The organism is Kribbella antiqua (assembly GCF_004345665.1).
GTDB classification, from domain to species: domain Bacteria; phylum Actinomycetota; class Actinomycetes; order Propionibacteriales; family Kribbellaceae; genus Kribbella; species Kribbella antiqua.
The window spans coordinates 55961-70264 of the sequence record NZ_SLWR01000006.1 but is presented as its reverse complement, the minus strand read 5'-3'; the positions used below and the strand labels follow the sequence as shown (position 1 = coordinate 70264).

Below are 14304 nucleotides of genomic sequence, written 5' to 3'. Positions count from 1 at the left end.
GGCAGTCACGCTCATCGGCGTACCTCCAATCGAGGGCCGGCGAGCAGCACCGGCTCCAGCTGCCCGCGTTCGGCCGGGGTGGCCGGACGCGGCTGGTTGCGCTCGACCACGTACCGCAGGTCGGCGTCCGGCTGGTCCGGGGCGTTCACGAAGGAGACGAACCGGGCCAGCTTGTCGGGGTCGTTCAAGGTGGCCTGCCACTCGTCGACGTAGGCGTCGACGTGCTTGGCCATCGCGGCGTCGAGGTCGGCGGCGATGCCGAGGCTGTCGTTCAGTACGACGTCGCGCACGTGATCCAGACCGCCTTCGAGCTCCTGCATCCACACCGCCGTCCGCTGCAGCCGGTCGCCGGTGCGGATGTAGTACATCAGGAACCGGTCGATCGCCTGGAACAGCTCCTCGTCGGTCAGGTCCGAGGCGAGCAGCTCCGCGTGCCGCGGCGTCATTCCGCCGTTGCCGCCGACGTACAGGTTCCAGCCCTTCTCGGTCGCGATCACGCCGACGTCCTTGCCGCGTGCCTCGGCGCACTCCCGCGCGCAGCCGGAGACACCGAGCTTGAGCTTGTGCGGCGACCGCAGCCCGCGGTACCGCAGCTCCAGCGCGATCGCCATCCCGACCGAGTCCTGTACGCCGTACCGGCACCAGGTGGAGCCGACACACGACTTCACCGTCCGCAGCGCCTTGCCGTACGCGTGCCCGGATTCGAAGCCCGCGTCGACCAGCCGCTTCCAGATCGCCGGCAGCTGCTCGATCCGGGCGCCGAACAGGTCGACCCGCTGACCGCCGGTGATCTTGGTGTAGAGGCCGAAGTCGCGCGCCACCTCGCCGATCGTGATCAGGCCCTCCGGGGTGATCTCGCCACCCGGGATCCGCGGTACGACGGAGTACGTCCCGTCCTTCTGCATGTTGGCCATCACGTGGTCGTTGGTGTCCTGCAGCGTGGCCCGCTCGCCCTCGAGGACGTGACCGGCCGGGTCCAGACTGGCCAGGATCGACGCGACCACCGGCTTGCAGATGTCGCAGCCGCGACCGGTGCCGTGCCGCTCGACGATCTCGCTGAACGTCCGCAGCTCGGTGATCCGGACCACGTCGAACAGCTCAGCCCGGGAGAGCGCGAAGTGCTCACACAGGGCCTTGCTGACCTCGACACCGGCCTTGGCCAGCTCGGAGTTCATCAGGTTCTTCACGATCGGCAGGCAGGACCCGCAGCTGGTGCCGGCCTTGGTCTTGCCGCACACCGACTTGATGTCGCTGCAGCCTTCATCACGTACGGCGCAGCGGATCGTCCCGGCCGACACGTTGTTGCAGGAGCAGACCGGCGCGTCGTCGGGCAGCTCGAGCTTGACCGGCCCGGCACCCTCGGGCAGCAGGAAAGCCGCCGGGTCCGCGCCGAGCTCGCGGCCGACCATCGGCCGGAGTCCCGAGTACGCCGACGCGTCGCCGACGAGGATGCCACCGAGCAACGTACGCGCGTCGTCCGACAGAACCAGCTTCTTGTACACACCCGCGACCGGGTCGGCGTACACGATGTCGAGCGCGCCCTCCGACGTACCGAACGCGTCGCCGAAGCTCGCGACGTCGACACCGAGCAGCTTCAGCTTGGTCGAGGTGTCGGCGCCGGGGAACGTCGCCTCACCGCCGAGCAACCGGTCCGCGACGATCTCGGCCATCGTGTAGCCGGGGGCAACCAGACCCCACACGCGCCCTTCGATACAAGCGACTTCACCGATCGCCCAGACACCCGGCACCGAGGTCCGGCAGGCCTCGTCGACCACCACACCGCCGCGCTCACCGATCTCCAGGTTGGCCGCCCGGGCCAGCTCGTCGCGCGGCCGCACACCGGTCGCGAAGACAACCACGTCGGCCGGCAGATCGGGGCCTTCAGCAAGCGCCATGGCGCGAGCGGCACCCTGCGAGGTGAGCTTGACCCGCGTGCACTGCGTCGACACCAGCACGTCGACGTCGAGACCCTGGATGAGCCGGGACAGCGCCGCACCGCCGCCCTCGTCGACCTGTAGCGGCATCAGCCGCGGCGCGAACTCGACCACCTTGGTCGCGGCACCCAGGGCTCGGAGCGCACCAGCGGCCTCGAGACCCAGCAGACCGCCGCCGACCACGACACCGTTGACTTCCTTGCCTTCCGACTTCAGCCGCTCGACGTACACCCGCAGCGCGGCAACGTCATCGACCGTCCGGTAGACGAAGCAGCCCTGGGCGTCGTTGTTCTTCACCGGCGGCACGAACGCCGACGAGCCTGTCGCCAGGACCAGTTCGTCGTACCCGATCTGCTCGCCGCGCGCGGTCTCGACGACCTTGGCGGCGGGGTCGATCGACATGACCTGCACGCCCTTGCGCAGCGTCACCGCGGGGTCGTCCCACAGCTCTGGATCGCCGAGCGACAGGTCCTGCGGGTCACGGCCGGAGAAGTAGCTGGTCAACGCGACCCGGTCGTACGGGAAGCGCGGCTCCTCGGCCAGCACGGTGATGCGCCACTGGATCTCGGCATCGCGGGACCGCAGCGCCTCGACCAACCGGTGAGCGACCATGCCACCGCCCACCACTACAACGTGCCGGGCCTTGTTCAGCTCTGTCATCGTCGCCCTCCTGGTTGGAACTTCTTCGGTCTCGCCGCGGCGGAAGCGGTCGAGCAGATCGCCGACGGCGCCGGTGCAACTGCCGCACCCGGTCGTCGCCCGCGTCTTCGCGGCGATGCCGGCGACGCTGTCGGCACCTCCACGCCAGGCCGTCTCGATCGCGGCCCTGGTGACGCCGTTGCACCTGCAGACGGTGGCCACCTTCTTCTTCGGTGCGTCGGGAGTCGCCAGCAGCCCTTCGGCCTCGACCGGGGTGCCCCGGTCCGCCAGCAGCACCAGCTCCGCGGCCACCTCGGGCGCACCGACCGCGACGGCCGACCGCACGATGCCGTCCCGCAGTACGGCGCGGACGTACCGCTCGCCGTCCTCGAGCCGAACCACTTCGCCCTCGTCCTCTTTGTTGCCGAGGACAAGCAGATCCAGACCGCCCGAGGTCAGCCGGACGACTTCGTAGTCCGGTACGTCGGCCGGCGTACCGAGCAGCTGCTGAGCCAGCGCCTCGGCCTGGGCCCACGCCGACGCAACCGTGCCGGTGACCCGGCCGTCGAGCTCGGCGCAGTCCCCGATCGCGTGGATCCGGGCATCGCCAACGCTGGTCAGCGATCCGTCGACGACGATGCCGCCGGTCGGCCCGATCGGCAGACCGGAGGCCAGATTGGTCCGCGGCTTCACTCCGCAGGCGACGACGAGCAGCTCGCCGAAGACCTGCCGGCCGCCGCGCAACCGCAGGGCCCGGAACCGCTCGTCCCGCAGGTCGGTGCCCTCGAGCGTCGTGTTGAGCAGCACCTCGACGCCGAGCTCGCGGACCGCGCGGGTGATGCGGCGCCCGGCGGTGAGCCGGATCGTCTTGTCCAGCAGAGTTTCGCCGTCGTGGACCAGTGTCACGGCGACGCCACGCTCGCGCAGCGCGCAGGCCGTCTCGACACCGAGCACGCCACCACCGAGGACGACCGCACGTCGTACCCGGGTCGCCTGCTCGACGATTGCGGCGGCGTCGGCCGCGGACCGCAGCGTGTGGATCCCCGCCGCGTCCGGAACGCCCTTCGGCACGACCGGCGTCGCACCTGTCGCGAACACCAGCCGGTCGTACGCCCACTCGCGGCCCTCGGTGTCCGTGACCACACACCGGGCCCGGTCGACCTTCGCCGCGATCGACGTAGCCTCGTCACCGATGACCGGCTGGGCCGCACGGCCGGCGACGTACTCGGTCAGCCGGCCACGGTTGTACGACCCCTCGTCGCCGAGGACGGTCACGTCGTACGTCGGCAACAGGCCGGCCAGCCGTCGGCCGGCCATGCCACCGCCGATGATTACCAGACGCTCACTCATGCCGGAACTCCAGTCGCCGGAAGGCTGGCGGCTGTGACTTCGACGGCACAGGCCTTGAACTCGGGCATCCGGGACACCGGGTCGAGCGCATCGTTGGTGAGCTCGTTGACCGCGCCGGCGCCGCCCCAGTGGAACGGCACGAACACCGTGTCCGGACGTACGTCGGCTGTCACCCGGGCCGGAAGGACCATAGAGCCCCGAGTGGTGCGCAGCTGGACCGGGCGCCCATCGGATATGCCCAGCTGCGCAGCCACCCGCGGGTGGATCTCGACGAAGACCTCTGGCTCGGCCTCGGCCAGTTCCAGCACGCGGCGGGTCTGCGCACCACTCTGGTAGTGCTGCAGCAGCCGGCCGGTAACGAGGTAGATCGGTGCTGCTGCGTTCAGGTCGTCCGCGACGGGCCGGTGGTCCACCGGTACGACGTGAGCGCGGCCGTCCGGCGTACTGAAGGCATCCGCGAACAGCCGTGGGGTGCCCGGGTGGCCTTCAGCCGGGACCGGCCAGAACAGCGCCTCGCCGGAGTCGATCCGGTCCCAGGTGATGCCGGCGTAGTCAGCCTTTCCGCCCTTGCTGGCGAGCCGCAGCTCTTCGAACACCTCGGCCGGGTCGGTCGGGAAGCCCGTCTCACAACCGAGCCTTGAAGCCAGACCAGCAAAGACAGCCAGGTCGCTGCGGACATCACCCGGCGGCTTGATCGCGGCCCGACGGCGGATGACCCGGCCCTCGAGCGAGGTCATCGTGCCCTCTTCCTCGGCCCACTGGGTCACAGGGAAGACGACATCCGCCAGCAGAGCAGTCTCCGACGGTACGACGTCAGCCACGACCAGCAGATCCAGCGACCCCAGCCGCTCCCGCACCGACGCCAGCCGCGGCGCCGACACGAGCAGGTTGCTCCCGTGGACCAGCAGCGCCTTCGGGCCGCCCGGCATGCCAAGGGAGTTGATGAGCTCGACAGCGCTCTTCCCCGGACCAGGAAGGCTGGAGGGGTCCACGCCCCAGACACCCGCCACATACTCCCGCGCAGCCGGGTCGGAGATGCTGCGGTAGCCGGGGAGCTGGTCGGCCTTCTGACCGTGCTCCCTGCCGCCCTGGCCGTTGCCCTGCCCGGTGATGCAGCCGTAGCCGTTGCCGAGCCGCCCCGGCAGGCCCAGCGCCAGCGCGAGGTTGATGCAGGCCGTCACGGTATCGGTGCCCTTGCTGTGCTGCTCGGCACCGCGTCCGGTCAGGATGAACGCTCCGGCGCCCCCGTGCACAGGTGCGGCCGCAGCAAGCGCCCGCGCGGCCCGCCGGATCGTCGCAGCCGGTACGCCGGTCACACGTTCCGCCCGCTCAGGCCACCAGGAGGCGGTCGAGCGGAACAGCGCATCCGGGTCGTCGGTGCGTTCCTGCAAGTACGCCGTATCCGCCAGACCTTCCTGCAGTACGACGTGAGTCAGCGCAAGCACCAGCGCCAGATCGGTCCCTGGAGTCGCCTGGAGATGGATGCCGGCGCCGTCCTCGGTCAGCGTGGCAGTCGCCGAACGACGCGGGTCGACGACCAGAAGTCCACCCGTGTCCCGTGCGCCTTGCAGGTGCGCGACCGCAGGCGGCATCGTCTCGGCGATGTTGCTGCCGACCAGTAGGACGGCGCCGGCTCCGGCCAGGTCGGCCAGCGGGAACGGCAGCCCTCGGTCGATCCCGAAGGCGCGGTTCGTCGCGGCCGCGGCGGACGACATGCAGAACCGGCCGTTGTAGTCCACATTCGCGCTCTTCAGCGCCACCCGGGCGAACTTGCCCAGTGCGTACGCCTTCTCGTTGGTCAGCCCACCGCCACCGAACACGGCCACCGCGTCGTTGCCGTGCTCGGCCTGCAGCGCCCGGATCCGGTCGGCGACGAAGTCGAGCGCCTCGTCCCAGCTGGCCGGCACCAGTTCGCCGGCCGCGTCCCGCACCAGCGGAGTGGTCAGCCGGTCCGGCACAGTCAGGACCTCCGGAGCCGTCCAGCCCTTTCGGCACAACCCGCCCTTGTTGGTCGGGAAGTCCCGCGGCTGCACCTCCACTGCACCCGGCCGGTCAGCCGGGTGCAGGGTGGTGGCGCACTGCAGAGCGCAGTACGGACAGTGGGAGGGAACTGCCGTCACACGCGCTCCCGGCTGAGCGGGCCACCCTTGCGGAGGTAGCAGAAGTAGGTCACGGCCAGGCAGACCACGTAGAAGCCGCAGAAGAGGTACAGCGCCGGGATGAGCGAGCCGAAGCTGCTGGTCGACACCGCGAACCCGCGTGGGACCAGGAAGCCGCCGTACGCGCCGACCGCGGAGGCGATGCCAATGCAGGCTGCCGCCTCGCGCTTGGCCCGGCCCAGGTCGTCCGGCGTGGTCAGCCGGAACACCGCGGGGATCATCCGGTACGTCGACCCGTTGCCGGCGCCGCTGGCGACGAACAGGACCAGGAAGCTGATCAGGAAGGCCGGGAAGCTGCCCGCGTTCAGCGACACGATCGCGGACAGGATGCCGATGCCCATCACCACGAAGGCGCAGACCGTCACCCAGGCGCCGCCGAGCTTGTCGGACAGCTTGCCGCCGAACGGCCGCGAGACCGAGCCGACCAGGGCACCGAGGAAGGCGATGTGGGCCACCGTGATCTCGGGGAACGTGGTCTTGATCAGCAGCGGGAAGGCCGCGCCGAAGCCGATGAACGAGCCGAAGGTGCCGATGTAGAGGAACGAGATGATCCAGGTGTGCGGCCGCTTCGCCGCCGCGATCGAGGACCGGAACGACGAGGTCGCCACGGACAGGTTCGCCATCACCTTCCAGGCCAGGAAGGCGGCCAGCAGGATCAGCGGGATCCACATCAGGCCGGCCCGGTTCAGCGTCAGGCCGGCACCGGCGACGATGACGATCGGCACCAGCAGCTGGACCACGGCGACGCCCAGGTTGCCGCCGGCCGCGTTGATACCGAGCGCGAAGCCCTTCTCCTTCTCCGGGTAGAAGAAGGAAATATTCGTCATACTGCTGGCGAAGTTGCCGCCGCCGACACCCGCGGTGGCCGCGACCAGCGCCATCAGCACGAACGGCGTGTCCGGCTGGGTCATGAAGTAGGACAGCCCGATGGTCGGGATCAGCAGCAGCATCGCGGACACGATGGTCCAGTTCCGGCCGCCGAACTTCGGTACCGCGAACGTGTAGGGCAGCCGCAGCGTCGCGCCGACCAGGCTCGGCAGCGCGACCAGCCAGAACAGCTGGTTCGTGGTGTAGGTGAAGCCGGCCTTCGGCATCGACACGACGACGATGCTCCACAGCTGCCAGACCGAGAAGCCGAGGAACTCGGCGAAGATGGAGGGCCAGAGGTTGCGCCGCGCGACCGCACGGCCCTTCTCGGCCCAGAAACTGGCGTCCTCGGGATCCCAGACGTCGATCCAGCGCCCGCGCCGTGGCGCCTCGACCGTACCGACCGCACCGCTGCCGTCGCGGGTGGCGACGGCCTCTGGTCGTGCCTCGAGCGTCATCGTAAGTCTCCGATCATCCGACCTCACTGATTAGGCCAGGACGCTATGACCGGGGTGTTTCCGAGTAGTCATCTTGTTGTTACGCCGTCGAAACGGCTCCCGCACACCCATCGCGAGGTGGTGAGAGAAGAACCGCCCGCCGGGGTGCAGACCAGTCGTCAGACAGGTCTCTCACGGCGGGTCACACCTGGCCGTCCGGAGCGGCCGCGCCCTATGGTGCGACGTATGGAGACGTTCGAGGGGACGGTCAGCGTCAACCCCGGTGGTGGCGCCTGGGTCGAGGTGCCGGGTGAGGTGATCGACGCGCTCGGCGGCGGTGGGCGGATTCCGGTCCAGGCCACCTTCGACGGGATCGCGTACCGCGGGTCGATCGCGTCGATGGGCGGCTGTATGGCGCTCGGCATCCTGAAGAGCATCCGCACCGAACTCGGCAAGGAGGCCGGCGACCCCGTCACTGTCACCGTCGAGCGCGACACGGCCGAGCGGACGATCGAGGTGCCGGCCGATCTCGCTGCCGCGCTGGACGGCGCCGGGTTGCGCGCGGCATTCGACAAGCTGAGCTACAGCCACCGGCGTGAGCACGTGAACGCGATCAACGACGCCAAGAATCCGGAGACCCGCGCCCGCCGGATCAGCAAAGCTCTGGAGATGCTCACGTCTTCTTGAGAGACGCCAATTCGGTGCGATTGGCGACGCCGAGCTTGGCGTAGACGTGGGCGAGGTGTGTCTTCACCGTGCCGCGGCTCATGAACAGTCTTTCGCCGATCTCCGGATTGCTGAGCCCTTCCACGGCCAGCGCGACGACCTCCTGCTCGGTCGGCGTCAGGCTCGCCCACCCGCTCGACGGACGACCACGCGTGCCCCGAGTACGACGTACGTACGCGACAGCCTCGTCCAGCGACATCGGCGCCTCGTCGGTCGTCGGCAGCACCGGTCGGTCAGGTGGAGCGGCGTAACCACTGTCCGCACGGGCTGCTGCGGCGGCGTTGGCCAGGCGGGCCGCATCGGCAGAGCGGTTGGTGTGATCCGCCAGCAGGGCGAGGGACTCCAGACTGTCGATGAGATAGGTCCGCAGGCCATGGTCGACCCTGGTGGTCAGTGCCTCGTGCAGAAGGTCTGCCGCCTGGTCCGGCTGCTCGGCGATCAGCGAGCGACCCTGCTGGTCAAGAGCGTCGGCAAGGATCCTGGGCAGGTTGTAGCGGCGCGCCAGCTCCGCCGCGCGGTCCAGGGCTTCGGTCGCCTCGGCCTCGCGCCCGCCGGCGCGCAGCGCGGCCGCAACCGTTGGCAGCAGCATCGCCGGGACGAAAGTCCGTGCGAGTGGACTGTCCAGCGACGTTTCGCGTTCCGTCCACTGGACCGCGGCCTCGTACTCGCCACTCCGGTAGGAGATGAGGCCCATCACCTGGCCGAGGTTCGGCACCACGGCACCGGCTGTCTCGGCGAGCTCGAGCAACGGGTGCATCAACTCGCGAGCCTCCGCGAGCCGGCCGGTCCGCGCGAGCAGTGCCGCCAGTTGTCCGCGCGCCGTACCGACTCGATGGAAATCGGCCAGCGGTTCCGCCGCGGCGAGGGCCCGTTCGGCTACCGCGACGGCTCTGTGCAGCTCACCGGTCGACGCCAGGCTCTCGGACCACACGGTGAGAACAGTCGAGGCGATCCCCCGTTCGCCGCTGGTGATCAGTCCCTCGGTGACCAGCTCGAGCAGCGGTCGCAGCTCGTCGTGCCGATCCCAGAGCGACACCAGGACGCACTGCAACGCGATGTTGGCGTCGCGGGCGTGATCGTTCCCGATCCCCTCGGCCAGCCGCCGCCCTTCCGCGGCCAGCTCCCAGGCTTCCTGGAAGCCGGTGAAGAACTTGCCAACGGCAACCAACGCGAGGAAGAGCGAGCGCATCCGGTCGTCGCCGAGCTCGGTCGCAAGCTCCAGCCCGCGGCCGGCCGCGTCGTACCCGAACGGGTCGACGGTGTCGGCCACGGTCGCGTAGCCGTACAGCAAACGGGCCTGAAGCAACGTTCGGTCGTCCGGCGCGCGCTCGATCGCTCGCCGCAGGTAGCCGATCCCCTCATGACCGGTCGCCTGCAGATTCCATAGCCACCGCAAGGCCGCCGCCAGGCGGCGGCCACGGCCCGGATCCTCCGACGACAATCCGTGCTCCAACGCGGCCCGGTAGTTCTCCCGATCCGGTTCGATCGCTGCCCGCCACGCCTCCCGATCGGTGTCCAGCAAGGGCTCCGCGGCCTCGGCGACGCCGAGGTAGTAGTCGAGGTGCAGGTCGCGCGCGGCTTCGAGCTCACCCGCTTCCGCCAGGCGCGTTCCGGCGTACTCGCGGATTGTCTCCAGCAATCGATACCGCCCGTCCTCGGCGACGACGAGCGATTTGTCGACAAGTCGCGCGAAGATCTCCAGTACGGCGGTTGCGTCGCAGACTGCCCGCACGGCGTCGAGGGTGAAGCCGCCGGCGAAGACCGCGAGCCGGCGGAAAACGTTACGCTCGTCCGGGTCGAGCAGGTCGTGACTCCAGTCGATCGACGCAGTCAACGTTTGCTGCCGGGCAGCCACTCCCCTGGTGTTGCGAGTGAGCAGCCCGAAGCGGTCGTCGAGGCCGGTTTCGATCTGTTCCGGCGTCAACGTGCGTACCCAGGCCGCGGCCAGCTCCAGCGCCAACGGCATTCCGTCGAGCCGTGTGCAGATCGACCGGATCGCCTTCTCCGACTCGGGAAACTCCGACCCGGCCCGCTCCACGAAAAGCGTCATCGCCTCGTCCGGCGCCAAGGCCGGCACCCGCCAGACCACCTCGCCGGGTAGGTCGAGCGGCTCCCGGCTCGTCGCCAGCACCGACACCTCGGGACACGACGTCTGTACGGCGAGCACGAATTCCGCGACGCCGTCGATGATCTGCTCGCAGTTGTCCAAGCAGATCAACGCCTGGGTCCCGCGCAACTGGCCGAGCAGCAACCGTTTGCTGTCACCAGCCTCGACCATCACGCCGACCGCCGCCGCGACCGCCTCGGCGATCTGCGTACTCTCGGTGACGGCCGCGAGATCGACCCACCACACGCCGTCGCGCCAGCGTTCCGCCAGTTGGGCCGCAACCTGCGCGGCCAGGCGGGTCTTGCCGCTCCCACCCGGACCGGTGAGCGTCACTAACCGATTTCCGGACAGTTGCGTCCTGAGCGCCGCCAACTGCGTCTGCCGGCCGACGAAGCTGGTGAACATCACCGGCAGGTTGTTCGGCACCACATCCAGCGACCGCAGCCCCGCCGCTGTTGAAGTGAGCTCGAAGATGCGCTCGGGCGATCCCAGATCCCGCAACCGATGCATCCCGAGGTCGGTCACTTCATCCGCGCTGACGGATGCCGTCAGCAACGTTTGCCCAGGGTTCGCGATCGCCAGCAACTCCTCCGCGTGCCGCACCGACGGCACGCGCGAAACTCCTGTGTGTACGGCGATCCGCAACAGCTCACCCGCGGGCACACCGGCCGCCGCCTCGCGCAGTGCTCGCGCCGCCGCGACCGCCTCGGCCGGATCGTCGTACACCACCACCGGCCACCCGGCGTCACGTCGTACCAGCTTCTCCCCCGGCAGCTTGTCGACCAGCCCCTGCAGCCGAACATGCGCCGGTGCACTCACGGCCCCGGCATACGAAGCCACCAGCACAGTCACCCCACTCATGCCCGCAGTCTGCCAGCCGACCCCCTCCAACCACCCACCCCAAGCCCCGCTCCACCCCAAGCCGGACTCCACCCGAAGCCCAGCTCCACCTAGGCCCCGCTCCACCCCGGTTCAAACCCCACGCCGGACTCCAACCCGCCCAAGCCCGACTCGACACCGCCAGAAAGTCTCCCCAAACCGGTTCGGGGAGACTTTTCAAGACGACCTGGGAGGGTTTTTCCCGGATACAGCAAGAAACCCTCCCATAACGCCAGGGTGCGCGGCGCACCGGAAGGGGCAGGAGGCGGAGGGCCGGCGGAGTGGCTGTGGAGTGGCTGTGTCGGGTCGCCAGTGTCGACAGTATTCGCTATGTTCGGGCAAAGGTCCCGGGGGGCTTGAGGAAGTGAGGAGCCCGATGGCGTACACCACATCCAGTGACCGCGGCAGATTCGCGTTGCCGACCAAGAACCTGCCCGCACCGCAGGTTCGCGACCTACCCGAACCACCCAGCCAGACCTGGAAGATCATCGGCCCCGGCATGGTCGGCGCCGGTGTCGGCCTGGCCTCGGGCGAGTTCATCCTCTGGCCGTACATCGCCAGCCAGGTCGGCCTGGTGTTCCTCTGGGGCGCCCTGATCGGCGTGATCGTCCAGTGGTTCCTGAACATGGAGATCGAGCGGTACACGCTGGCAACTGGTGAGACAGCGTTGACCGGCTTCAACCGCTACTGGAAGCACTGGGGCCTGTTCTTCGCGATCATGACGTACTTCGCGAACATGTGGCCCGGCTGGGCGACCAGTTCGGCCTCGATGCTCACCTACCTGTTCGGCGCCGGCGATCCACGCTGGATCGCGATCGGCATCCTGCTCGGGATAGGCCTGATCCTCACCTTCGCGCCGGTCGTCTACGTGATGCTCGAGCGGCTGATCTTCGTCAAGATCGCGGCGGTCGCGCTGCTCATCGTGCTGGCACTGGCGTTCGCCATCCGGGGCAAGACCTACAGCGCGCTAGGCGATGCGGTCACCAACCCGCAGTTCCCGGCCGACCAGCTCGGGTTCGCCCTGATCATGGGCGCGATCGCGTACGCCGGTGCCGGCGGCGGGCAGAACCTGGTCCAGAGCAACTGGATCCGGGACAAGGGCTTCGGCATGGGCGTGCACGTGCCGCGGCTGACCTCACCGATCACCGGCGAGAAAGAGGCGGACCCGACCGCCAACGGCTACACCTTCAACCTGGACGACGCGAACATGGCCCGCTGGAAGCGCTGGTGGAAGTTCGCCAACGTCGAGCAGGCGCTGACCTTCGTGGCGATCACGGTGCTGACCATCATCTTCACCTCGATGCTCGCGCACGCCACCCTGTTCGGGAACCCGGACGTCAAGAACAACATCAGCTTCCTGAAGATCGAAGGCACCACGCTGCAGACGCTGGTCAGCGGCTGGTTCGGCTATCTGTTCTGGGCGATCGGCGCGTTCTCGCTGTTCGCCGCCGCGGCCGGCATCGTCGACTACACGTCCCGGCTCACCGCGGACATGATCAAGGCCCGGTACCTGCGCACCTCGAAGGTGACCGAGTCCAAGCTGTACTTCTACCTGGTCTGGGGACTCGTTGCCTTCGGCATCCTGGTGCTGCTGGCCGGCCTGACCCAGCCGCTGGTCCTACTCGTCATCTCCGCCTGCACCGCCGGCACGATGATGTTCTTCTACTCGGGCCTGCTCTGGTGGATGAACTCCCGCGCCCTGCCCGCCTCGATCCGCATCACCCCGGTCCGCACCGCCGTGATGCTGTTCTCCTTCCTGGCCTTCGGCTTCCTGGCCGTCTTCACCATCATCGACCAAGCGAAGAAGCTCTAGTTGCCCGTTCAGCCGGAGGGTTGCCCCCTGAGATTCTCAGTGGGCAACCCTCCAGCTCAGTGGATGACCGCTTAGTTGGAGGGTTGTCCCGTACGGCGGGCTGCTGTCAGCGGCGGGGCCCGTAGGGGCCGGGGGCTCCGTTGGCCGTGGTGAAGAGGGAGTAGATGGAGGTGGTGGCGGTGATGAACAGGCGGTTGCGCTTGGCGCCGCCCCAGACGAGGTTGGAGACGGTCTCCGGGACGTGAAGCTTGCCGAGCAGGCTGCCGTCCGGGTGGTAGACGTGGATGCCGTCCGCGGCCGACGCCCAGATCCGGCCCTCGGTGTCGAGGCGGAAGCCGTCGAAGATGCCGTTGGTGCACTGCGCGAAGAGCTCGCCACCGGACAGCTTGTCGCCGTCGACGGTGAAGACCCGGATCGTCCCCTGCGCCGAATCGGCGATGTAGAGCAGCGACTCGTCGAGTGAGAAGGCCAGCCCGTTCGGCCGGTCGAAGTCGTCCGCGACCCGGCTCAGCGCCCCGTCCGGTGCGACCCGGTAGACGTGGCAACCACCCGTCTCGATCTCGCCCTTGTACCCCTCGTAATCGGAGTCGATCCCGTACGCCGGATCGGTGAACCAGACCGAGCCGTCTCGCTTGACCACCACGTCGTTCGGGCTGTTCAGCCGCTTCCCGTCGTACTCGGAAGCGAGCACGGTGATCGCGCCGTGGTGCTCGGTCCGGGTAACCCGCCGGTTGCCGTGTTCGCAACTGACCAGGCGGCCCTCGGTGTCGAGCGTGTGCCCGTTCGTGTTGCCGGCCGGGTGCCGGAACACCGAGACCTGGTACGACGTCTCGTCCCAGCGCAGGATGCGGTCGTTGGGGATGTCGCTCCAGAGCAGATACCGCCCGGCCGGCGAATAGACCGGACCCTCCACCCACCGTCCGCCGGTCCACAAGCGCTCGAACTGCCGGTCCCCGCGGATCCCGGCGAACCGGTCGTCGAGCTTCTCCCAGACGGCCGGCGCAGTACCTGCCAGCGGCTCGAGGATGCCTGTCATCACCACTCCTCACGAGTTGAGACCACGTCCCCGGAGAGCCTATTCCGTTCCCCGTGACGGCCGCCGGATGGCCCGTCCGTACGAAACGATGGGCCAGCACCTCCAAGAAGCAGTCATCAACTGGAGAACTCCTCTTGAAGCTCGACACCGATCGCGAGGACAAGGCGATCCTGAACGTCACCACCAGGCTGACCGAGTCCTTCGCCGCTACCCATACCCCCGAGACTGTCGAGGCCGCCGTACAGACGGCCCATCAGCAGTTCACCGACTATCCGGTCCGCGAGTACGTTCCGATCCTGGTGGAACGGATCGTCCGCGCGGATCCAGCAGCCCAGCGGCAACCGGCCGGCCGTCACC

7 protein-coding genes and 1 pseudogene are annotated in these 14304 nt (G+C 68.8%); 3 read left to right on the top strand and 5 right to left on the bottom strand.

Going from position 1 to position 14304, the window contains the following annotated elements; genetic code table 11:
• Positions 1-11 precede the first annotated feature (11 nt).
• The 3 genes from nirB to EV646_RS17995 are packed head-to-tail and all read right to left on the bottom strand — an operon-like array spanning position 12 to position 7407.
• The gene (gene nirB / locus EV646_RS18005; protein WP_132149985.1) at positions 12-3923 is read right to left on the bottom strand and encodes a nitrite reductase large subunit NirB; all 3912 of its coding nucleotides are present in this window, start codon (positions 3921-3923) and stop codon (positions 12-14) included.
• A complete protein-coding gene (locus EV646_RS18000; protein ID WP_132149984.1) occupies positions 3920-6043 on the bottom strand; it encodes a molybdopterin oxidoreductase family protein in 2124 nt (707 codons plus the stop codon). The genes nirB and EV646_RS18000 overlap by 4 nt, the downstream gene beginning before the upstream one ends.
• Positions 6040-7407, bottom strand: coding sequence for an MFS transporter (locus EV646_RS17995; protein ID WP_132149982.1), 1368 nt, complete (start codon positions 7405-7407; stop codon positions 6040-6042). Before EV646_RS17995 ends, EV646_RS18000 begins: the two co-directional genes overlap by 4 nt.
• 225 nt (positions 7408-7632) lie before the next feature.
• Between EV646_RS17995 and EV646_RS17990 the strand changes: the two genes are divergently transcribed.
• Positions 7633-8073 (top strand): YdeI/OmpD-associated family protein, encoded by a 441-nt coding sequence (locus EV646_RS17990; protein ID WP_132149980.1) that lies wholly within the window; start codon positions 7633-7635, stop codon positions 8071-8073.
• Here the strand turns inward: EV646_RS17990 and EV646_RS17985 are convergent.
• Entirely contained in the window at positions 8060-11080 is a 3021-nt protein-coding gene (locus tag EV646_RS17985; RefSeq protein WP_132149978.1) for a helix-turn-helix transcriptional regulator, read from the bottom strand. The genes EV646_RS17990 and EV646_RS17985 overlap by 14 nt on opposite strands.
• Positions 11081-11474: 394 nt before the next feature.
• Here EV646_RS17985 and EV646_RS17980 point away from each other — a divergent pair, with 394 nt between their 5' ends.
• Positions 11475-12911: an Nramp family divalent metal transporter gene (locus tag EV646_RS17980; RefSeq protein WP_132149976.1), complete on the top strand. Its 1437-nt coding sequence runs from the start codon at positions 11475-11477 to the stop codon at positions 12909-12911.
• 106 nt (positions 12912-13017) lie between these two features.
• Here EV646_RS17980 and EV646_RS17975 read toward each other — a convergent pair whose 3' ends face one another.
• Positions 13018-13947 (bottom strand): SMP-30/gluconolactonase/LRE family protein, encoded by a 930-nt coding sequence (locus EV646_RS17975; RefSeq protein WP_132149974.1) that lies wholly within the window; start codon positions 13945-13947, stop codon positions 13018-13020.
• A 53-nt stretch (positions 13948-14000) separates the two neighbouring features.
• Between EV646_RS17975 and EV646_RS40970 the strand changes: the two are divergent.
• Positions 14001-14207, top strand: a pseudogene (locus EV646_RS40970) (three-helix bundle dimerization domain-containing protein); the annotation flags it as partial.
• Between the last annotated feature and the right edge of the window lie 97 nt (positions 14208-14304).